This is a genomic window from Cyanobium sp. T1G-Tous (assembly GCF_024345455.1).
In the GTDB taxonomy this organism is placed as follows: domain Bacteria; phylum Cyanobacteriota; class Cyanobacteriia; order PCC-6307; family Cyanobiaceae; genus Cyanobium_A.
The window spans coordinates 29,506-48,662 of sequence record NZ_JAGQBD010000012.1 but is presented as its reverse complement, the minus strand read 5'-3'; the positions used below and the strand labels follow the sequence as shown (position 1 = coordinate 48,662).

Here is a 19,157-nt window from a genome sequence, read left to right as displayed (position 1 = left end):
GCCTAGCGCCGCCTGAGCACCGCCAGCAAACGCTCGAACACCTCTGGCAGCGGCGCTTCGCACACCAGGCGCTGCTTGGTGATCGGGTGATCAAGCCCCAGTTGCACGGCATGCAAGGCCTGGCCAGGCAGCTCAAGCGGCAGCTTGCGGCAACGGGAGTAGGTGGGGTCGCCCACGATCGGGTGACCGATGTGGGCGCAGTGCACCCGGATCTGGTGGGTGCGGCCCGTGTCGAGCTTGAAGCGCAGCAAGCTGTAATCCCCCAGGCGCTCCACCAGGCGCCAATGGGTGCAGGCATGACGCCCCGAGTCGTCGTGGACCACCGCATATTTCTTGCGGTCGACGGGATGGCGGCCAATCGCCCCGACGATCGTGCCGGAGTCGCCAGCTGGCTGGCCGTGCACCACCGCCAGGTACTGGCGAGAAGCGATGCGCTTCTGGATCTGCACCTGCAGCTTCACCAGGGCCTCCTGGCTCTTGGCCACGACGATGCAGCCCGTGGTGTCCTTATCGAGCCGGTGCACGATGCCGGGCCGCAGCTCGCCGCCGATACCGGGCAGATCTGGGCAGTGGTGCAACAGGCCGTTCACCAAGGTGCCGTCCTTGTTGCCGGGTGCCGGGTGCACCGTGAGCCCGGCGGGCTTGTTGAGCACGATCAGGTGGGCGTCTTCAAACAGCACATCCAGGGGCATCGCCTGGGGCAGCAGGTAGGGAAGGGGCTCGGGCGGCGGCATCCACAGCGCCACGCTGTCGCCTTGGCGCAGGGGAGTCTTGGCCCGCCCCGTGACGCCGTTCACCCGCACATAACCCGCCTCGATGAACTTCTGGATCCGGGCGCGGCTCTGCTCCGGCCGCTGCGCCACCAGCCAGCGATCCAACCGCATCGGCAGCGGCTTGGGATAGGAGAGCGTCAACAGCTCGCCTTCGCCCTCGCCGAATTCGCTCATGGCGGCGTCAGAGCCGGCAACTCAAGCGCAATGGCACCCAAGCGAGCGCAGCGAAAATCATCAAGGAGTTTTGTGGCCATGCGCAGGCTGTCACCGCTGGTGTGGCGCTCCGCAGCTGTCACCAGCCAGCCCTCGACATCCGGACCGCCGCCGGGCAGCACACCCAGGGGGATGCCGTAGCGCTGGCCCACCAGCCCAGCCGGCACGCCAGCAGCTGGCTCGGCTTCAAGCAGGGTGAGCAGCTGCAAGAAGGCCCGGGCGGCGGCCTCGTTGTCGTAGGCCGCCTGGCCAATGTCGTCGCAGAGAGCCAGGCGCAGGGCTGCCTGCTGGTCGTCGAGGCGGGGAGGCAGCACGCCGGGGGCGTCGAGCAGGTCGAGGTCCTGGCCCAGCCGCACCCAGCGGAGGCTGCGGGTCACACCGGCCCGGCGGGCGCTGTCTACGACTTTCTGACGCACCAGCCGGTTGATCAGGGCCGATTTACCCACATTGGGAAAGCCCAGCATCAGCGCCCGCACCGGCCGTGGCTTCATGCCCCGCCCAGCCCGGCGAACATTGAGGGCTACGCCGGCCCGGATCGCCGCCTGCTGCAGCTGCTTCACGCCGGTGCCGGCCTTGGCATCACACCACCAGCAGGTCTGCTCCTGGGCTCGAAACCAGGCGGTCCAGGCCTGGCGCACCGGCGGCGGGATCATGTCGACCCGGTTGAGCACCAGCAGGTGTTGCTTGTTGCCGATCCAGCGCTGCAGCCGCGGGTGGGAGGTGGCCATCGGTATGCGGGCATCGCGCACCTCGATCACTAGGTCCACCTTGGCCAGGTTGGCGCTGAGAGCTTTCTCCGCCTTGGCGATGTGGCCTGGGTACCACTGAATAGCGGGAGCGTTGACGCTGAGCGGAAGCGTCTGGGGCATCAGGGCACCACCAGCACCGGACAGGGAGCCAGCTGGATCACCCGGGCGGCGGTGCTCTGCTGATCACTCTCGATCGCAATGCCGCGGGTGCCCATCACGATCACGTCGGCGTTGATCTCATCTGCCACATCGCCAATCACAAAGGCGGGCTTGCCCTCCCGCTCGATCACCTGGCAGCTGACGCCGGCCTCTTCAAAGCGGGCACGGGCCTGCTGCAGCAGGGCAGCAACCGCCGCTGGGTCGTCTTGCTCGGGCTCCACTACCGACAGCAACACCAGCTTGCTGGCGTGCTGCTGGGCCAGTTTCAAGGCCACCGCAGACGTTTCCATCGCCTGGCGGCTCTGGTCGATGGGAAAGAGAACGGTGTCAAACATGGGGCGAAATGCGGCTGGGCAGTTGCGGGCCCGTGGCTTCAGTCTGGGGGTCCCACCGTCGTCCGGCCAGGGCGGATGGCAGGGGGGAATCCGAAGCCTGGGCAAGCCGGAGCCCGCGGGGGCTAATCTCCCCCGGCAATTCAGTTATTCCATAACCCATGGCGAAGCGATCCCTGGCCAGCCTTTCGGCCGATGAGCTCAGCGGCAAACGCGTGCTGGTGCGGGTCGACTTCAACGTACCGCTAGATGACGCCGGTGCCATCACCGACGACACCCGCATCCGGGCCGCCCTGCCCACCATCAATGACCTGAGCAGCAAGGGCGCCAAGGTGATCCTGGCGGCCCACTTCGGCCGTCCCAAGGGCCAGGTGAACGAAGCCATGCGCCTCACTCCCGTGGCTGCCCGCCTGGCTGAGCTGCTCGGCAAGCCTGTGGTGAAAACCGACAGCTGCATCGGCCCCGACGCCGAAGCCAAGGTGGCTGCCATGGCCGCAGGCGATGTGGTGCTGCTCGAAAACGTGCGCTTCTTCGCTGAAGAAGAGAAGAACGACGCCGGTTTCGCTGCCCAGCTGGCCGCCCTTGCCGATGTTTATGTGAACGACGCCTTTGGCGCCGCCCACCGGGCCCATGCCTCCACCGAAGGCGTCACCAAGGCGCTCAGCCCCAGCGTGGCCGGCTACCTGATGGAGAAGGAGCTCCAGTACCTGCAGGGCGCCATTGACGAACCCAAGCGTCCCCTGGCGGCGATCGTGGGCGGCTCCAAGGTGAGCTCCAAAATCGGCGTGCTCGAGGCCCTGATCGACAAGTGCGACAAGGTGCTGATCGGCGGCGGCATGATTTTCACCTTCTACAAAGCCCGTGGCCTAGCGGTGGGCAAGAGCCTGGTGGAAGAGGACAAGCTTGAGCTAGCCAAAGAGCTCGAGGCCAAGGCGGCCGCCAAGGGCGTGCAGCTACTGCTGCCCACCGATGTGGTGCTGGCCGACAACTTCGCCCCCGACGCCAACAGCCAGACCGTGTCGATCGATGCCATCCCCGATGGCTGGATGGGCCTGGACATCGGCCCCGACTCGCTCAAAGCCTTCCAGGAGGCCCTAGCCGACTGCAAAACCGTGATCTGGAACGGCCCCATGGGCGTGTTCGAGTTCGACAAGTTTGCCGCGGGCACCAACGGCATCGCCCACACCCTGGCCGACCTGAGTGGCAAGGGCTGCTGCACGATCATCGGCGGTGGCGACTCGGTAGCAGCCGTGGAAAAGGTGGGCGTAGCCGAGAAGATGTCCCACATCTCCACCGGAGGTGGCGCCAGCCTGGAGCTGCTGGAAGGCAAGGTGCTGCCGGGCGTGTCAGCACTAGATGAAGCCTGATCTGGATGGCCCTGATCCAGAGCTGATCTGAACTGAACAAGGGGGCTTCGGCCCCCTTTTTTGATGCCTGCTCAATCTGCTTTGTTGATTGAGCCAGGCAGGCCATAGCGGCGTTGCAGCTCCGCCAATTCAGCCATTTGTTGGCGCCGCTGCTGCCTGACCTCTTGATGCTGGCTGCGCTGACAGCTTTGGACAGCAGCCAAGTCCCGTGCCTTAACAAAGCAGCCCTCTGCCTTGCTGAGCTGGCTTAAACGCTGGCTGGAAATGCGCTTTTCAAGCTGGCGGCGGTCAGCAAAATATTGCTGTCTCCGGGTGGCGCTAAGGCGGCTCATTGCCTCAGCCTGCTGGCGCTGCAAAGCCTCGCGCCGCTCAGGATTTGGGCGCTGCCCAGGCGGGCTGCCCGACTGGCTTTGGGCAAATAGGGGGCCACTGCAGAGGAGCAGGAGGGCAGCCGCCAACCCAGGAAGGCAGGGCGCAAAGGAAGTTGTCAAACGTCTTGGGGTCATGGCATTTGCTAAGCAAAAGAATGGCTCACACATCAATCATGGAGAGTTTTCGGCTCCTCGAAATAAATACATTCCAGGCATTTCAAATCCTGTCTTCACTGCCAACCAGCCTGATCAGCAGCCCGACACCGTGCCCCCCAGGATCCCGCCAACTGCGGCTCCCATTGGCACCGCCCAGAGCCTGTTGCGATAACCGTTGGCCAAAGCACCACCCATCGTGCCTCCCAGGGCAGCTCCAACAATTGGCGCGGCGATGGAACAGCTCCTGCTAGGCACCACCGGGCTGCTTGGGTAAGCAGCTACTGGATAACCGCCGTAAACACCTAACTGAGATGGGGCGTAGCGGGGCCGCGGGGCATAAACAGGCTGGGGAGCATAGACAGGCTGCTGGGCATAGAGAGGCTGCTGGGCATAGAAAGGCTGGGCTGCGTAAGCATGCTGAGGCACATATACGGGCTGGCGTGCATAGACAGGCTGGCGCGTATAAGCACGGGGAGGGGGCCCGTAGGACTCATATGTGTAACGCTGAAAGGTATTGGGAGAGGCAAGGGCTGGCACCGGCAGGGCTAAAGCAGCCAAAGCCAGTGGAAGAAGTGATGCACGCATGGGAAAGCTCCGATTGGCAGTCATGAATCCCAGCTACTGAGCTGGTTCCCCTTCACTGTGCGGCGCCCGCTGCCCTGAAATGCAACCGAACCACCACAAAACTGTGACCAAATCCGACTGAACTACTTAAATCCAGTCGTGAACTGGATTTAAGACTCCTCTTGAGAGCGCCCATGGAGAGCAATTCCAAACCGCCAAGCTGAATCACCATCAGCTTCCAACCGCTCCAGGTGGCCGCCATGGGAGCGGGCAACCCGGGCGGCGATCGCCAGGCCCAGGCCACAGTGACCGCCGCCTCCCCGGGCGGCATCGAGACGCTGAAATGGCATTAACGCCTGATCCCAGCGCTCTGGGGGGATGCCGGGGCCGCAATCCCAAATCACAATCCGAAACCCTTCCCCTGCCGGCTCTGCAACTCGCAGTTGCAAGCGCAGAGGTGGAGCTCCATAGCTACGAGCGTTGGCGATCAAATTGGCCACAGCACGGGCAAGGGCAACAGGCTGCACCACCCTCACCAGCGGCTCTAAATCTAATTCGAGCTCAGAAGCCGCTAGGCCAGCCGCCTGCTCGGCCAATAGCTGCTCCAAGGGCACAGCTAGAGCGACTTCCTGGTCGCCACCGCCAGCAAATAACAAGAACTGGCCAGTGATCCGCTCCAAGGAGTCGAGGTCAACGACTGCTTGCTGCAGATCAGCTTGGGCCAGGTCCAACAGGCTGATCCGAAAACGCAACCTGGTAAGTGGACTCTTGAGGTCGTGGGCGATGCCAGCCAACATCACGGCCCTCTCTTCTTCGACGGCCTGCAATCGCTGCACCATGGCATTGAAACGAGCGGTGAGTTGTCTCACAACGAGCGTGCCCTGCTCCTGCTGAACGTCAGGCCAACCGCGGCGGCCTACGCCGCCAAGAACCTGCTGTAGCAACAGCAACGGCCGCTGAACTTCCAACAGAAAGAACAACAGCAGAGCCACACTGCCCCCTAACCCCAGGCCCACCAGCAGCAACCAGGGATCCGGAGGCCAAGGACGCACCGGGGGAATAGGCACCAATAACCACACCGGATCAAGGGGTGACAGCAACTGAACCCACACCCCCCTTTGGGGGGCCAACGCCGGCAGCACGGAAGGGCACGGATTCAGGCTGGCGCAGAGCTCTTGGCGCAGCAGTTGGGACTGAACTTCCAGGGCCCGATCAGATCGCCTGGGCGGTTTAGCTCCAACGCGCAGTGGTAGGCCGCTAAGGCGCGCCAACCTGGCTGGCGGCAAGCGATCAAGCGCCAGCTCCGCCAGGCGCAGCTGAAACAAAACCTCTGGTCCCTGCTGGGTAATCCGATCGCGTTGTAAGCGTTCCGCAAGCAGCAATTGCAACTGCAGAGTGCTGAGCAGGGCAACCCCCAGCCCCACCAGCCCATACCTAACGGCTGCGAGGTTGACCATCGGGCACAAATACATAGCCATAGCCCCACACCGTCTGCAGATAGCGGGGACGAGCGGGATCCGGCTCCACCAACTTGCGTAGCCGCGACACCTGCACATCCATGCTGCGGCTATCTGTCACTGAATCGGGCCCCCGTGCCAGTTCCACCAGGCGCTCGCGCGATAGGGGTCGATGCGGATGCTGCACAAAGGCGGCAAGTAGGGCGAATTCGCCGGAGGTAAGCAAGGTGACCTTGCCACCGTGCTCCAGGGTGCGGGCCGCCTGATCGAGCACCTGCTCGCCAATCGTCAGCATCTCTGCTTCAGCCAGGGGAGTTCCGGCCGGCAGGGCGACGCGGCGGCGCAGCACGGCCTCGATACGGGCCGTGAGCTCCCGCGGCAGAAACGGCTTGGCCAGATAGTCGTCAGCACCCTGCTCCAGGCCGATGATCCGATCCACGGCATCGCCCTTGGCAGTGAGCATCACCACCGGCAGGTCATCGCCGCCGTCGCGCAGGCGCCGCAACAGGGTGAGGCCATCGTCGCCAGGCAGCATCAAATCGAGCACCACCAGATCAGGTCGCTGGCCCGCTAGCCGCGCCATCAACTGAGCCCCATCGGCCAGGCAACGCACGTCGTATCCCTGGTCCATCAGGTAGGTACCCACCATCCGCCTTAGTTCGGGGTCGTCATCCACAACCCAGATGCTTTGCCCTTGGGCCATGAAGGTGGCGTGCTGGAAAGATCTGGTCACAGCTTGGCCCGAAACTGGCAACAGTTCTCTTGGCCGGGCTGCATAACTTGGGTTGATGAGGATTTCCCCTGCCGCCTTGATGGGTGCCCTTGCGGGCGCGCTGCTGATCACCCTGAGCGGTATCGCCCAGCAACCAGCCCAAGCAGCCGATGAACTGCAGCAATACCAACAGCGGCTAGGCAAACTGTTTCGGCAGCTAGATAGCAACGGCGATGGGCGCTTGGAGCGTGATGAGGTGCGCTCCAATGCCTACCTCCAGCGACACTTCAGCCGCCTCGATCGCGCTAATAAGGGCTATTTGACCCCAGAGGACCTGCGCTGAGGCTTGTACTGGTCAAGGATTGAGTATCAAGGATTGAGCTGGGCCTTATCAGCCACCACCAGCACCCGCTTAGTGGCACTAACAATGCCTTTGGGGTGCACCAGCAGGATCGCCCAAGTTTGGGCGCTGGGAGTGAAGGGTGCCTGAACCGACTTGAACAGACCGCCACCGCCCAGGGCGCCCAGCTGCAACTCGGGACTCTCAAGAGCATTCACCTGCTGGCCTGTGAGCGCCACCAGACCACCGGCAGCCACGGCACCCTCCAAAGGTTCATCGAAAAGCACATCCACGTCGTAGCGCTGGCCCGTGAGCACCGCATCCGGAATCAACAGGCTCACGGGAAGTTCGGCCTCACCGCTACGCAGCAAGCTTTGCTCGCGAATCACGGTCTGGGCATTGATGCGACCACCGCTGCTGCCGAGAACCAGCTGCTGCTGGGCTTCGAGCCGGTAGCGAGTGGGGCCCTCCTGACGGCTGCCGGAGAGCTGCAGCTGCACGGTGCTGCGGCCATCACGCAGGGGCTTGCCTGTGGTGAGCTGCCAGCGGGCATCGGGAAACTGCTGCTTCAGGCTGCGTCGGCGCAACTCCACCAGGGTCACATCGAGGCCAGGACCGCTCTCCAGCACGGCCGACAGCTCACCGCTGCCGTTAAGGGCTGCCTCCAGGGCCTGCAACTGAGCTGAGGTGGGCACTGCAGCGGCAGCTAAAGAAGGCGCGCTGGCCAGCAGAGCCGCCAGGCTCGCCACCGCGAAAGTCCATACCTTTCGTACGACCAAGCCTGAACTCGGGGGCTGGAGAGGCGACATCAGAGCAGACGGCATCGCAAGGGCGGAAACCGCTTTTAAGTTAGGCGCGCTCCAGCCCCAGCACCCATGCCCAGGCTCCTAATTGCTGCCAGCGGCACCGGTGGCCACCTATTCCCTGCCCTAGCAGTGGCCGATGCCATGCCGTCCGATTGGAGCGTGTCGTGGCTGGGGGTGCCAGACCGACTGGAACGTCAGCTGGTGCCGAGCCGCTATCCACTGCACACGGTGCGGGCCGGGGGGCTGCAAGGCCGGGGCCTGCGCAAGCTGCTCAACCTGCTGCAACTGCTGCAGGCGGTTCGATCGGTGAGACGGTTGATCCGGCGCGAACGCATCGCAGCGGTCTTTACCAGCGGCGGCTACATCGCGGCGCCTGCAATCCTGGCGGCCCGCTGGGCCGGCGTGCCGGTGGTGCTGCATGAGAGCAACGCTGTGCCCGGCAAGGTGACCCGCCTGCTGGGCCGCCTCTGCAGCCAGGTGGCGGTGGGCCTGCCCCAGGCCGCTGCCCGCCTGCCCCGCTGCCGCCCCGTGCTGACGGGAACGCCGGTGCGGCAAGCCTTTCTGGAGCCCGCCCCCCTGCCCGACTGGGCTCCCAAAGGCTCCGGGCCCCTGCTGCTGGTGATGGGCGGCAGCCAGGGAGCCGTGGGTCTCAACCAGATGGTGCGCCCCCTGCTTGCCAAACTCACGGCTGCAGGCGTGCGGGTGGTGCACCTCACCGGCAGCAACGACCCCGAGGCAGGCCAGCCCCTGCCGGCAGGGGTGGTGGAGCTTCCCTTCAGCGACGAGATCCCCGGCCTGCTGCAGCACGCCGCCCTGGCGATCAGCCGCAGCGGCGCTGGCGCCCTAAGTGAACTGGCAGTGTGCGGCACCCCGGCGGTGCTGGTGCCCTACCCCGCCGCCGCCGACCACCACCAGGACGTCAACGCCGCCGCCGCCGCCGAACTTGGGGCGGCCGTGATCGTGTGGCAGCACGGCCCCGGCGAGCCGGCCCTCGAGCGCAGCCTCTGGCGGCTGCTGGGCCCGCGCCTGCGGGGGGCAGCAGCTGCTTGTGATCCCCTAAAGCAAATGTCTACAGCCATGGGCGAGCTGGCGGTGCGCGATGCCGATCAGCGAGTGGCGGCGATGCTGAGAAAACCCTAAAGTTGTCCAACAAAGCTGGACAAGAAGTGGCAATTGAAACTACTTACAGCCAAGCCAGAGAAGGCTTGAAGGGCCTGATGGACCGTGCCGTGCAAGACCGAGAGGTCGTGATGGTGCGGCGGCGCAAGGGCGGCGATGTGGCCCTAGTGGCTGCTGATGAACTGGCCGGCCTACTGGAAACAGCCCATCTGCTGCGCTCACCGGCGAATGCGGAGCGTCTTCTCACAGCCCTAAGCAGAGCCCGCGAGCAGAGCCTGGACCCGATCAACCTGACGGACCTTGTCAGCAGCCTTCAAGGCTGATGGGCCCCTCCTGGCAGGCGGTGATTCACCCAGAGTTTCTAGATGACTTGCAGCATTGGGTGCGCCACGAGCCCCGCACCGCTAAACGGCTGATTGAGCTGATGCAAGCCATCTTGAAAGATCCTTTTGAGGGCATCGGCAAACCTGAACCGCTCAAATATTTGGGGCCGGGCGTCTGGTCTCGGCGGATCACCCAGGAACATCGCTGCGTGTATTTGGTTCAGAGCAGCCGGGTCGAATTTCTGCAAGGGCGCTATCACTACTAAAGCGCCCTAATTCCTGCCACAAGGCCCGCAGGATGCGGCGATTGTTGCGGTGGCTCTGATAGCCAATCCGCAGCCAGTTTTCCCCTAGCCCCTCGAAAGAGCGGCAATCGCGCAAGAGGATGTGATGGCGCCGCTCCAGGGCTTGGCACAACGGCACTAGCGAATGCTCAGCGCGGATCAACAGGAAGTTGGCGGCTGAAGGCAGGGGCGTGATGCCAGGCAACTGGGCCAGCTGACGCTGCAGCCAGGCACCCTCGCGGCCGGTCCAGCGCTGCACCCTGCCGCACCAGCGCCGGTAGGCCGCAGGATCAGCCAGCAGCCTCTCCCCTACGGCGGCCGCCAGGCCATTCACGGGCCAGGGATCGCGCCAGGAGGCCCACTGGGCCAGGCGCTCGGGGTGGCCAAGGGCATAGCCAAGGCGCAGGCCCGCTATGCCATAAAGCTTGGTGAGGCTGCGGATCACCACCAGGTTTGGGTGCATAGGCAGCAGCGGGATCAGGCTCTGGGCCTCGCCACCCGGCACCAGCGGCAGGAAAGCCTCATCGGCGATCACCAGGGCAAAGCGCTGTAGCAGGGGCTCCAGGGAGGCGCGAGTCCAGAGTGCTCCAGTGGGGTTTTGGGGATTGGTGAGCCAAAGCACCTCGCCCGCCGGCGGGGCCGGGTAGGCCTGAGCGGCACCAACTCCCGCAGACCAATCCACCTGCATCGGCAGCGGCTGGGGGAACCAGGCCCCATCCCAGCAGGCCAGGGCCCGCGGATAGTCGGCAAAGCCCGGCTGGGCCAACACACTTACCCCTGACGCCGCCGCATCCCGGCCCGCCCAGGTGAACAGCTCAGCTGCGCCGTTACCAGGCAACAGCCAATCGGGCTGCAGGCCATGCAGCCGGGCCAGGCCGCGGCACAAACCTGCATAGGCGCGGTCCGGATAGGCCCGTAGCGGCGCGGACAGCCCGGCCCATAGCAAGGACCACCGCACAAACCAAGGCGGCCCGAAAGGAACCAGAGAGGCGCTGGCATCAAGCAACTGGGAGGGCCGGCAACCGAGCCGCGCGGCGACTGCGGCCAAATTGCCACCATGGCGATCAAATGGCGCCAAAGACATCAGACCAACTCAAAAATAATTAAATCAAGACCATAGAGATTGCAGCGCTGCGGTATCGGAATCAGTAAATCCCCTAAAGCCAGTATAATTATAAGACATAATAGTATCCATAGTGTCATAGCGACGGTCGTAAGGCTTGCTGTTCGGATGATCCAGTCCAAGTGTATGGCCAATTTCATGAGCTATCACCCAAGCCTCAATACGAGCCAGCTCGCCGCCAAGTCTATCTACCCATTCAATGTCATACCAAGACCTATTGCTGGTCGCCACACCGATAGCATTGCCATTCAAGCTGTCCACACAATAGAAATCGATATCTGATTTTGCGCGACTATCTTTTTCCTCGAAATCCAAACTCGTGATTTGATCAAGGCGATCGAAAACCTTGCGAATATATTTTACTTCCCGGCCCGACATTCCAAGGCTTTGCCTCTCGCCACTATCGGCGAGCCAATAATTTACAACGCCATCATAACCCGAAAACTTCCTAAGATCTTCAGCCCATTTTTGGCTGGTAATAGCTGATATGGCGATACTCATGGGGCAACCAGACTCCTAAACATGTCCGACTCTGGGGTTTCATGCTAAGGCTTCAAACCCGGTGGCATCTGGCCAAGGAGCATCCCGAAACCTGGGGTTCAGCACTCGGTCGAGGTCAGCCGTCACAATCGTGTTCTTCGCACCAGCCCCGTGTCCAGCCCCAGGCTGCAACCGCTGATCAGCGCCATTGGCCAGGTGTTGCTGGGCAAGGACCAGGCGGTGCGGCTGGCGCTGGCCTGCCTGCTGGCCCGCGGCCATCTGCTGATCGAAGACCTGCCCGGCATGGGCAAAACCACCCTGGTCGAGGCCCTCGCCCGCGCCTTCGGCCTGGACTTCAAGCGGGTGAGCTTCACCAGCGACCTCCTGCCAGCCGATCTCACGGGCATCAACGTCTTTGATGCCAGCAGCGCCAGCTTCCACTTACAGCCCGGCCCCCTATTCAGCCAGGTGCTGCTGGCCGATGAGATCAACCGCGCCAGCCCCCGCACCCAGAGCGCCCTGCTGGAAGCGATGGCGGCTGGTCGGGTGAGCGTCGATGGGGTGAGTCACCCGCTGCCCGAGCCCTTCCTGGTGATCGCCACCCAGAACGGTCTCGACCAGGTGGGCACCGCACCCCTGCCGGAATCCCAGCTGGATCGCTTCTTGATGAGGCTGAGCCTCGGTTATCCGGATCGACGGGCCGAGCGTGATCTGCTCAGCCGCCAGGCGCTGCCGCCAGCCAGCCTGGAGCCCCTGCTAGATGGCGCCGGCCTACTAGAGCTGCAGCGGCGAGCCGCCGCCCGGGCCTGGTCGCTGCTGGAGGGGCGGGACCACGTCACCCCCGCCGACGTGCAGGCGGTGCTGCCAGCTGTGGCTGAACACAGGTTGGTCGGCGATGCGGCGACGCTGCTGGCGGGGGTGGATGGTCTTCGCTAGGGCCGAGCAACTGATCAAACCGCACCGAGGCGAGCGGCTAAGGCTGGGGCTGCGCAGCCTCTACATCCTGCCGACCCGCTTTGGCTTGCTCTGGCTGGCGGGAGGTGGCCTGCTGCTGCTCGTGGCGATCCAGAGCCAGCGCAATGGCCCTCTGCTGCTGAGCTTTTTGATGCTGGGGCTGTGGCTGCTGGCCCTGCACCTCACCCAGTTCAACCTGCAAGGCCTCGAACTTGAAGCCCTGGCCCCCAGCGGTGGCTTCGCCGGCGAAATGGTCACCTATCCGCTGCTCTGCCGCAGCCGCTGCCAGCGCGATGCGATCCAGCTGGGGCTGGCCGGCAGCGCGGCAACACCCCAGCCGCTGGCAGCTGGCGAATCGGTGCTCTCGGTGCCTTGGCGCGCGGGGCGGCGGGGGTTGCAAACCCCGGGGCGACTGCGGCTGCAAACCACCGCTCCCCTCGGACTTTTTGTGTGCTGGACGCTGTGGTAACCGCCACGGCCCCAGCCCATCTATCCAGCCCGGCGGCCGGGGCCGGTGGCCGAAACCCCCTGGCCCGCCAGCAGCGACACCGCCGCCACTAGCGCTAGCCAGCTCGCCCCAGGCAGCGACGACTGGGACGACCTGCGCCCCCACCGCCCCCAGGACGGCCTAGCCCGACTGGCCTGGAAATCCCTAGCCCAGGGCCGGGGCCGGCAAACCAAAACCTTCGCCGATGCCACCCCTGCGGTGGGGCTGCTGACGGCAGCGCCGGGCCTGCCTCCGGAGCGGGCCCTGGAGCACCTCAGCGCCGAAATCTGGCGCCGCAGCAAGGCGGGCGAGGCCTACGGCCTGGCATTGGGCGGCATGCAACTGGCCCCAAGCACGGGCCCCGAACACCGGGACCGCTGCCTACTGGCCCTGGCCCTTGCACCTGGCGCAGCGTCATGAGTGGTAGCGCCCGCTGGCTGCAGATCCTGGGTCTTGGGGCCCTGGCGGCGGGTTTGGCGGGGCTGGATTACAGCTCAGCTCTCAGCTGGCTTTCGGCGGGGCTGCTACCGCTGGCTGGCCTGAAGCTGGCCGAGGCCCGCAGCCTGCCGGAGCGGCGACTGGTGAGCTTGCTCACTTTGATTGGCGGCGGTGTGCAAGGTGCCCAGCAAGGGGAGCTGCTGCCCAGCCTGCTGCAACTGCTGGCCACAGCCCTGGGTCTGGCGGGGCTGCTGGCCCTGGAGGTAGGGAGCGGGCTGAGCTGGCGCGCGGTATTGCGCCGCAGCCTGGCGGTGTTGCTGGCGGCCCTGCCGGTGGCCCTGGTGCTGTTTCTACTGGTGCCGCGAATCGAGCCGATTTGGCAAACGCCAAACCTGCGGGGTGCTGGCGCCAGCGCCGTAACCGGCTTGAACAGCGAACTCGACCCAGGCAGCATCTCGAACCTCGCCGACAACACGGGCCCGGCAGCGCGGGTGAGCTTCAGCAGCGGCCAGCTGCCCGAGCCGGCTGAGCGCTATTGGCGCGTGATCGTGCACGAGCAGTTCGACGGGCAGCGCTGGAAGCAGCGCGAGCTGCCAAGCAACCGCCGAACCGAGCCAACCGCCGCCGATAGCAACCCAGAGAGCAACACCAGCAGCCAGGTGTGGCTGGTGGAACCCAGCCCGGTGAACGCCTTGCCCTGGGATGGCAGCGGCCGGGCCAACCCCAACCAATTGCGGGTGAATCGCAGCGGCGAACTCCAGCCCCTCCAAGCCAGTCGGGAGCGCCAGGCCTATTTGGTGAGGGACACGGGCAGCCCCCAGCCGTGGCAGCAACGGCAGCCGAGCCCGGCGGATCTGGAGCTACCCGCCGGCAGCAATCCCCAGCTGGAGGCGCTTGGGGCCAGCTGGCGAGATCTGGCCACGACCGAACAACGGCTAGCCGCTGCCAAGCAGTGGTTTACGCAGCAGGATTTCCGCTACAGCCGCAGCCGTGGTGCCCTGCCGGCCCAGAGGGGGCTCGATGTATTTCTATTTGAAAGGCGCGAAGGCTTCTGCGGCCACTACGCCAGCGCCTTCACGGCCCTGATGCGCGCCGCGGGGGTGCCGGCTCGGGTGGTGAGCGGCTATCTGGGCGGCACCTGGGTGCGGCCACTCAGCGGAGCGCCCTACCTCGACCTGCGCCACAGCAATGCCCACGCCTGGAGCGAGGTGTGGCTGGCGGGCCAGGGTTGGCAACGCATTGACCCAAGCGCTTGGACAACGGCGCCAGCTAGCCGCGCTGAAGGCAGCGAAGCAGGCGACAGCACCAACCCAATTAGCTCCTGGCTGCAATGGCTGCAGTGGCAGTGGTGGGGCCTGGACCTGGCCTGGAGCCGCTGGTGGCTGGGCTTCGATCAGGCCGGCCAGGAAGCATTGCTGCAACGGCTATTTGGCGACCAACGCCAGTGGCTGGGCGCCGTTGTGCTTGGGGCGGTGGCTGGCTTGCTGGCTCTGGCGCTGGCCTGGCTGCAGTGGCTGCAACAGCCAGGCAAGCCACAAGGGCGAAGGCGACAACTCAACCGGGTGCTGCAGCTACTGGAGCAACAAGGCCTGCAGCTGCAACCGGGCGAAACTCTCGAATCCCTCGCCCTGAGAGCCCGCGAGGCGCACTACGGCCACTCTGAACTCCTAACGGAACTGGTAGCCAGCTACAACCAATTGCTCTTTGCCCCACTCACTGGGCCGCAACGCCGCCAGGCCGAGGCTCGGTGGCACAAGTTGCGCAAAGAGCTTGGGAAGCGCCGGCTGAAGGCGCTATAAGGCAGCAAGGCTTGGGGGTAGTTGTGATGAACGGTTCAAAGCTGAGATATCAACTTCTGGCAGTTGCTTGCCTGACGGCTTGCCTAACCAGCCCTGCGGCCCATGCCTCGGGAGAAGACTTGATCAAGCTGCTGGATAGCCGTAGCTGCCGTAATTGCAAGCTGCAGGATTCAGATCTAGTTCACGCCAACCTGCGTGATGCGGACCTTAGGGGCGCCCAGTTGCAGCGAGCCAATCTTGGCCAAGCAAAGCTAGATGGGGCGCGCCTTAACGGCGCAGACCTTAGTTTCACCAGCCTTACGGGTGCCTCGCTGCGGGGCGCCGATCTGCGCGGAGCACGAATAAGTGGCACCGATTTACGCCAGGCCGATCTGAGTGGAGCCCTGCTAGATCCAGGAGCCCTGTCGCGAAGCCACTGGCAACAGGCAAAGGGAGTGAATCAAGAGCAGCTGAGCTTTGTGGAACTCCATAACGCCGGGGTGGAGGCTTCGATGCAGGGACGCCATAGCGAAGCGGAGGGTTATTTCAATGCCGCCATTCGGCGCGAACCAGCCGCTGCAATCACCTGGGTAGCCCGAGGGATCACGAGGGGGCAACAGGGACAGGTTGAAATGGCGGCCAAGGACTTCAACTACGCCGCCAACCTGTATGAACAGGGCGGTGACACCAGCCAGGCCCAACAGCTGCGGGCAGCCGTAAAGCAGATGGGCCAAGGCGATCAGCAGGGAAGCGGAAATGGCTTCGGCAGCCAGGTGCTGAATGGCCTGATCTCAACCTTCGGAGCACTGGCGCCACTGGCAATCAAGGCAGCAGGCATGGGCATGGGAGTGGGATTCTGAATCTGAGCTTCAGGGGCGAATCTCCACCCAATCGAGATCGCCAACGTCGCCGAGGGGCTTAGGCGCCGCATCTCCAACAGCAACGAAAAGCAGATCGGCGCGACCGGAGCGCAGCCGCAACCCCTGAGCCAGCGGTAACCGCTTTGGCGCTCCTGGCTGCAGTATTGCATCAAAGACTTGGCGCCCCTTGAGATCTTCCACTAATACCCAGCTCTCACCACCTCGAGCCTGCAACTGAATCGTAGTAGACACGCTTGGCACTGGAGGTGCCTGAGGGGAGCGAGTCGAGGCCCCACCCCGAGGCGCGAGTGAACGGCTGCTGAAAAGGCTGGGAATCACTAGTGCCGCACCAAAAAGCCCCAACGCGGCTGCTGCACTAAGACCAATCAGCCGCAGCTTGGGCAAGCGCTTGAAACGGGGGATTTGCAACCTGGTCCAAATTTGGGATTTGGGGTGATCCGAAAATTCAGACGCTGCCCCTGAGGCAGGCAACAATTTCGGCTGCTTGGTCTCTGCCAAGGCATGGCCTACCTGCTGCTGAAGGGCCTTGCGCTCATCAAGCAGCTGGCGAATATCCTGGGCAACAGAGCGCAACTTCTGACGAAACTTGCCTTCATAAATCCCTGGAAGCTCGTTCAGCAAGCGCTGATACTCCTCAAGCTCAGCCTGAGCCTCTGCAACTTGCGATTCCAAGACTTCCAACCGGACGGCCTGCTCATCAGCTGACGCCGGCCCTAAAGACGCACCATCAGACTGGTCAGGTGGCTGCAAAGACATCAGCCCTAACCATCAAAACCAAAAACAATAGTGTTAGCCAAGATCAATTGCCGCCCGAACCATTCATTGCCCCGAAGAATTCACGCCCAGCAGAAGTCCCTGGTTGATAGCCATAACCATATACACCACCTTGATCGTCATTAACTATTCGCGGCGACACCATAATCACAAGTTCGCGCTTTTCCTTGCGCCCCGAACTTGACCTAAAGAATTGACCAATCAGAGGCATGTCACCAAGGATGGGCCACTTGCTAACTTCAGTTCTATCGAATTCAGAAATAACACCAGTCATAATAAGTGTTTGACCGTCGCGGACGCGCAAAGCTCCTGTATCAAGACTACGAATACTAAGGATGTTTAGATTTGATCCGCAGCCCTGGGGAGCATTTTCCTGGTCGGTAACCGCAGAAACGCTTGGTGACAATACAAAAGTGACAAATCCGTTATCATCGATTTTCTCCACCCTGGCGCCTAGAACAAGCCCAGCAGTGGACAATTCCGGAGTACATACCACGTTGCCACCCTGCGACGGAGTCTCTGTACTATATCCAGTGACCACATTAGTACCAACACGAACAACTCCCTCATTGGCACGCCTCCTGCCAATAGCACTATCTAATCCGATATTAGTTATCCCTTGACTAGCACTTTGAGAGGAACCACCAGAAGATGCCGCCTCGGACCCCTCTCTCAGTAGCGAGGGATTTTCTTGGAGTATTAAAGTAGGGCTGGCGAGCAGCTTTGTAGATCCCGAAATAATCTGAGCCCGCACAAAATCAAAAAACTGGTTTTCAGGATAGAAATTGCCAGGGTTGGGACGCTTCCTAATAACAACTTCCGATCCTCCATCCTTAGTCACATCTTTAATACCCAAGCTGCGTGTAACTGTACGCTCAATTTTTCTCTGTAAAGAATCCGTGATTTGAACAGGAGATCCAGGAGCAGGCTGAATAGAGAAGCCACCAGTGCTATTGGGCACAACCTGAAAGCCAGGAGCTTCGCGAGCCAACTCTCTATTCAAACGATTAACCCTTTGCTGATCAAGAAAGATTTGTTCATTAATGTCAAAAGTATCCCCCCTTCTGGCACGAGTAAAAGGAGCCACCTCTCCTGGTTCTTGAGTTGCCGAGATAGATTGCCTGTCAAAATAGTTTCCAGCTGGAGGCAGATCTCGACCAAAAGCCCCCAGAAGCTGCCCGCTATCGTTAACAATAAAATTATTACCCCACCCAAAGGCAAAAGAATTATCAATCTCTGAGACGTTATCGAGATTAACATCGAGAATTCGCACGCTCAAGGCAACCTGCCGCTGACGAAGATCTAGCTGCTTGAGATACTGTTCTGCGACTGAAACTATAACAGGATCGCCAACAAGGGTAATCGTGCCTAAGCGAGTATCGGTTGTAGCCCTGAGGCCGAGCAAGGGGCCACTGGAAGCTCCATAGGCTTCCACATTAGTAATTGCGCTTGACTGTGTCGTTTGAGAGTTGGCACCGGATGAGACTGCTTCTCCTTGGGCGACACCCTGGGTTACCGAAGTGGTAATCGTGTTGGTTTTGGTAACCGTGGCACCAAGATTAGCCAGGTAATCAGCAGCCGCATTCGGGCCCACCTGATTTAGGCGATAGACCTTCGACAACTGAGGCCCAAAGGTTTTGGATAAGGCTTTGGGACCGGCAAGAATCATGTTGCCTTCACGCCTTCCTTGCAAACCAGCTGCCAGCAAAGCTGTATTGAAAGCACGACCATAACTTTCACCGCGGAATGCCAGAGATATTCGAGTTGATCCTGCATCAACCCCACCAGCTCCAGGGGCGGAATTAGCTGCATCAGCTTCTGCTACGTAGGCAAAGCCATACCCCCCCACCTGAGCAAGAGCCATCAAGGCATCTTTGGCCGGTGCATTCTTAAGGGTCATGGTGACCGCGGGGCCACTTAGATTTAAATAGCCAGGATTGCGCAGTGTCATCGATCCCACGGCCATATCACCGAGGGGGGGCGCCACTGCCCGAGGCTGAAGCGGCGGTGCAAAGGTGGCCTGAGGGATATAGCCAGGCTGCCGAGCATTGAAACGGGCTACCGGAAGAGACACCTGGGCCGAGGCTGGGAAGCTGATGATCATGTTGACTCCATCCCCACTCACCACAGGCCGGCCCAATGGGGCTCCCGCTACGGGCGTGACACCAACTCGGTAGCTACTGCCGGATCCGTCCAGGGTGATGGTCTGAAATCCAAGATCGGGCATAGACAGCCGCTGGGGTCCAACCCGTAGGCCCGAAGGGGTGGCTGTGGTGAGCAAACCCTGCCAGCCATTGGCACCACTGGATTGCTGCAGCTGCGGCGCCAGACCAGCGCCTTCGATCACCAATTCAACCGAATCGCTGAGACGGCGCACCTTTAGTTGCAAAGGTCCGGTAGCTGGCACCTCGGCAGCTTTCGCACTGGGCGATCCAGTCACGCTGCTGCCAGCGCCAGGAGTACGAGGGGCTGCCTGAACCGCCGCTTCAGCCAGGGCAATTACGGCAAGCACTGTGG

General features: G+C 62.6%; 23 protein-coding genes. 11 read left to right on the top strand and 12 right to left on the bottom strand.

Annotated features, from left to right (window positions below; all coding sequences use genetic code 11):
• Window positions 1-2 precede the first annotated feature (2 nt).
• From KBY75_RS08570 to KBY75_RS08560, 3 genes are read right to left on the bottom strand one after another with little or no spacing between them, the layout of a single operon-like run.
• Window positions 3-947 (bottom strand): RluA family pseudouridine synthase, encoded by a 945-nt coding sequence (locus KBY75_RS08570; RefSeq protein WP_255023604.1) that lies wholly within the window; start codon window positions 945-947, stop codon window positions 3-5.
• On the bottom strand, window positions 944-1,855 hold the full coding sequence (gene ylqF, locus KBY75_RS08565; protein ID WP_254935503.1) for a ribosome biogenesis GTPase YlqF: 912 nt from the start codon (window positions 1,853-1,855) through the stop codon (window positions 944-946). The genes KBY75_RS08570 and ylqF overlap by 4 nt, the downstream gene beginning before the upstream one ends.
• A complete protein-coding gene (locus KBY75_RS08560; protein ID WP_255023603.1) occupies window positions 1,855-2,229 on the bottom strand; it encodes a universal stress protein in 375 nt (124 codons plus the stop codon). The genes ylqF and KBY75_RS08560 overlap by 1 nt, the downstream gene beginning before the upstream one ends.
• A gap of 158 nt (window positions 2,230-2,387) precedes the next feature.
• Here KBY75_RS08560 and KBY75_RS08555 point away from each other — a divergent pair, with 158 nt between their 5' ends.
• The gene (locus tag KBY75_RS08555) at window positions 2,388-3,593 is read left to right on the top strand and encodes a phosphoglycerate kinase (protein WP_254935501.1); all 1,206 of its coding nucleotides are present in this window, start codon (window positions 2,388-2,390) and stop codon (window positions 3,591-3,593) included.
• Window positions 3,594-3,664: 71 nt separating this feature from the next.
• On the opposite strand, the gene KBY75_RS08550 is transcribed toward KBY75_RS08555, so the two are convergent.
• From KBY75_RS08550 to KBY75_RS08535, 4 genes are all read right to left on the bottom strand, one after another.
• Entirely contained in the window at window positions 3,665-4,051 is a 387-nt protein-coding gene (locus tag KBY75_RS08550; protein ID WP_255023602.1) for a hypothetical protein, read from the bottom strand.
• A 162-nt stretch (window positions 4,052-4,213) separates the two neighbouring features.
• The gene (locus KBY75_RS08545; protein WP_255023601.1) at window positions 4,214-4,705 is read right to left on the bottom strand and encodes a hypothetical protein; all 492 of its coding nucleotides are present in this window, start codon (window positions 4,703-4,705) and stop codon (window positions 4,214-4,216) included.
• 149 nt (window positions 4,706-4,854) lie between these two features.
• Complete coding sequence (locus KBY75_RS08540) at window positions 4,855-6,141, bottom strand: HAMP domain-containing sensor histidine kinase (RefSeq protein WP_255023600.1); 1,287 nt, start codon at window positions 6,139-6,141, stop codon at window positions 4,855-4,857.
• Window positions 6,119-6,844: a response regulator gene (locus tag KBY75_RS08535; RefSeq protein ID WP_254935631.1), complete on the bottom strand. Its 726-nt coding sequence runs from the start codon at window positions 6,842-6,844 to the stop codon at window positions 6,119-6,121. Before KBY75_RS08535 ends, KBY75_RS08540 begins: the two co-directional genes overlap by 23 nt.
• A gap of 85 nt (window positions 6,845-6,929) precedes the next feature.
• Here KBY75_RS08535 and KBY75_RS08530 point away from each other — a divergent pair, with 85 nt between their 5' ends.
• Window positions 6,930-7,196: an EF-hand domain-containing protein gene (locus tag KBY75_RS08530; protein ID WP_255023599.1), complete on the top strand. Its 267-nt coding sequence runs from the start codon at window positions 6,930-6,932 to the stop codon at window positions 7,194-7,196.
• 26 nt (window positions 7,197-7,222) lie between these two features.
• Here the strand turns inward: KBY75_RS08530 and KBY75_RS08525 are convergent, their stop codons facing one another.
• Window positions 7,223-7,972 (bottom strand): hypothetical protein, encoded by a 750-nt coding sequence (locus KBY75_RS08525; RefSeq protein ID WP_255023598.1) that lies wholly within the window; start codon window positions 7,970-7,972, stop codon window positions 7,223-7,225.
• Window positions 7,973-8,068: 96 nt separating this feature from the next.
• On the opposite strand from KBY75_RS08525, the gene KBY75_RS08520 reads away from it, so the two are divergent.
• From KBY75_RS08520 to KBY75_RS08510, 3 genes are read left to right on the top strand one after another with little or no spacing between them, the layout of a single operon-like run.
• Complete coding sequence (locus KBY75_RS08520) at window positions 8,069-9,139, top strand: glycosyltransferase (RefSeq protein ID WP_255023597.1); 1,071 nt, start codon at window positions 8,069-8,071, stop codon at window positions 9,137-9,139.
• A gap of 26 nt (window positions 9,140-9,165) precedes the next feature.
• The gene (locus KBY75_RS08515) at window positions 9,166-9,441 is read left to right on the top strand and encodes a type II toxin-antitoxin system Phd/YefM family antitoxin (RefSeq protein ID WP_254935495.1); all 276 of its coding nucleotides are present in this window, start codon (window positions 9,166-9,168) and stop codon (window positions 9,439-9,441) included.
• On the top strand, window positions 9,441-9,707 hold the full coding sequence (locus KBY75_RS08510; RefSeq protein WP_255023596.1) for a Txe/YoeB family addiction module toxin: 267 nt from the start codon (window positions 9,441-9,443) through the stop codon (window positions 9,705-9,707). The genes KBY75_RS08515 and KBY75_RS08510 overlap by 1 nt, the downstream gene beginning before the upstream one ends.
• Here the strand turns inward: KBY75_RS08510 and KBY75_RS08505 are convergent.
• Window positions 9,631-10,809 carry an aminotransferase class I/II-fold pyridoxal phosphate-dependent enzyme gene (locus KBY75_RS08505; protein WP_255023595.1) on the bottom strand — a complete coding sequence of 393 codons (1,179 nt, stop codon included), beginning with the start codon at window positions 10,807-10,809 and terminating at the stop codon, window positions 9,631-9,633. The two genes, KBY75_RS08510 and KBY75_RS08505, sit on opposite strands and share 77 nt — an antisense overlap.
• Window positions 10,810-10,833: 24 nt before the next feature.
• Entirely contained in the window at window positions 10,834-11,349 is a 516-nt protein-coding gene (locus tag KBY75_RS08500; protein WP_255023594.1) for a reprolysin-like metallopeptidase, read from the bottom strand.
• 150 nt (window positions 11,350-11,499) lie between these two features.
• Between KBY75_RS08500 and KBY75_RS08495 the strand changes: the two genes are divergently transcribed.
• From KBY75_RS08495 to KBY75_RS08475, 5 genes are read left to right on the top strand one after another with little or no spacing between them, the layout of a single operon-like run.
• Window positions 11,500-12,264 (top strand): MoxR family ATPase, encoded by a 765-nt coding sequence (locus KBY75_RS08495; protein WP_255023593.1) that lies wholly within the window; start codon window positions 11,500-11,502, stop codon window positions 12,262-12,264.
• Window positions 12,251-12,751, top strand: coding sequence for a hypothetical protein (locus KBY75_RS08490; RefSeq protein ID WP_255023592.1), 501 nt, complete (start codon window positions 12,251-12,253; stop codon window positions 12,749-12,751). Before KBY75_RS08495 ends, KBY75_RS08490 begins: the two co-directional genes overlap by 14 nt.
• Before the next feature lie 45 nt (window positions 12,752-12,796).
• Window positions 12,797-13,189 (top strand): hypothetical protein, encoded by a 393-nt coding sequence (locus KBY75_RS08485; protein WP_255023591.1) that lies wholly within the window; start codon window positions 12,797-12,799, stop codon window positions 13,187-13,189.
• Entirely contained in the window at window positions 13,186-15,006 is a 1,821-nt protein-coding gene (locus KBY75_RS08480) for a DUF3488 and transglutaminase-like domain-containing protein (protein WP_255023590.1), read from the top strand. Before KBY75_RS08485 ends, KBY75_RS08480 begins: the two co-directional genes overlap by 4 nt.
• Window positions 15,007-15,032: 26 nt before the next feature.
• Window positions 15,033-15,845 carry a pentapeptide repeat-containing protein gene (locus tag KBY75_RS08475; protein WP_255023589.1) on the top strand — a complete coding sequence of 271 codons (813 nt, stop codon included), beginning with the start codon at window positions 15,033-15,035 and terminating at the stop codon, window positions 15,843-15,845.
• 9 nt (window positions 15,846-15,854) lie between these two features.
• Here the strand turns inward: KBY75_RS08475 and KBY75_RS08470 are convergent, their stop codons facing one another.
• Window positions 15,855-16,097: a RodZ domain-containing protein gene (locus KBY75_RS08470; RefSeq protein WP_254935487.1), complete on the bottom strand. Its 243-nt coding sequence runs from the start codon at window positions 16,095-16,097 to the stop codon at window positions 15,855-15,857.
• A gap of 270 nt (window positions 16,098-16,367) precedes the next feature.
• Here KBY75_RS08470 and KBY75_RS08465 point away from each other — a divergent pair, with 270 nt between their 5' ends.
• Window positions 16,368-16,571, top strand: a complete 204-nt coding sequence (locus KBY75_RS08465) for a hypothetical protein (RefSeq protein WP_255023588.1) — start codon at window positions 16,368-16,370, stop codon at window positions 16,569-16,571.
• A 94-nt stretch (window positions 16,572-16,665) separates the two neighbouring features.
• Here the strand turns inward: KBY75_RS08465 and KBY75_RS08460 are convergent, their stop codons facing one another.
• Complete coding sequence (locus tag KBY75_RS08460; protein ID WP_255023627.1) at window positions 16,666-19,152, bottom strand: type II secretion system protein GspD; 2,487 nt, start codon at window positions 19,150-19,152, stop codon at window positions 16,666-16,668.
• Window positions 19,153-19,157 lie beyond the last annotated feature (5 nt).

Bases quoted from the DNA above. Each gene is read 5' to 3' on its own strand.
- KBY75_RS08570 (WP_255023604.1), bottom strand. From the start codon at position 947: ATGAGCGAATTCGGCGAGGGCGAAGGCGAGCTGTTGACGCTCTCCTAT.
- ylqF (WP_254935503.1), bottom strand. From the start codon at position 1,855: ATGCCCCAGACGCTTCCGCTCAGCGTCAACGCTCCCGCTATTCAGTGG.
- KBY75_RS08560 (WP_255023603.1), bottom strand. From the start codon at position 2,229: ATGTTTGACACCGTTCTCTTTCCCATCGACCAGAGCCGCCAGGCGATG.
- KBY75_RS08555 (WP_254935501.1), top strand. From the start codon at position 2,388: ATGGCGAAGCGATCCCTGGCCAGCCTTTCGGCCGATGAGCTCAGCGGC.
- KBY75_RS08545 (WP_255023601.1), bottom strand. From the start codon at position 4,705: ATGCGTGCATCACTTCTTCCACTGGCTTTGGCTGCTTTAGCCCTGCCG.
- KBY75_RS08540 (WP_255023600.1), bottom strand. From the start codon at position 6,141: ATGGTCAACCTCGCAGCCGTTAGGTATGGGCTGGTGGGGCTGGGGGTT.
- KBY75_RS08535 (WP_254935631.1), bottom strand. From the start codon at position 6,844: ATGGCCCAAGGGCAAAGCATCTGGGTTGTGGATGACGACCCCGAACTA.
- KBY75_RS08530 (WP_255023599.1), top strand. From the start codon at position 6,930: ATGAGGATTTCCCCTGCCGCCTTGATGGGTGCCCTTGCGGGCGCGCTG.
- KBY75_RS08520 (WP_255023597.1), top strand. From the start codon at position 8,069: ATGCCCAGGCTCCTAATTGCTGCCAGCGGCACCGGTGGCCACCTATTC.
- KBY75_RS08510 (WP_255023596.1), top strand. From the start codon at position 9,441: ATGGGCCCCTCCTGGCAGGCGGTGATTCACCCAGAGTTTCTAGATGAC.
- KBY75_RS08505 (WP_255023595.1), bottom strand. From the start codon at position 10,809: ATGTCTTTGGCGCCATTTGATCGCCATGGTGGCAATTTGGCCGCAGTC.
- KBY75_RS08500 (WP_255023594.1), bottom strand. From the start codon at position 11,349: ATGAGTATCGCCATATCAGCTATTACCAGCCAAAAATGGGCTGAAGAT.
- KBY75_RS08490 (WP_255023592.1), top strand. From the start codon at position 12,251: ATGGTCTTCGCTAGGGCCGAGCAACTGATCAAACCGCACCGAGGCGAG.
- KBY75_RS08480 (WP_255023590.1), top strand. From the start codon at position 13,186: ATGAGTGGTAGCGCCCGCTGGCTGCAGATCCTGGGTCTTGGGGCCCTG.
- KBY75_RS08475 (WP_255023589.1), top strand. From the start codon at position 15,033: ATGAACGGTTCAAAGCTGAGATATCAACTTCTGGCAGTTGCTTGCCTG.
- KBY75_RS08465 (WP_255023588.1), top strand. From the start codon at position 16,368: ATGGCCTACCTGCTGCTGAAGGGCCTTGCGCTCATCAAGCAGCTGGCG.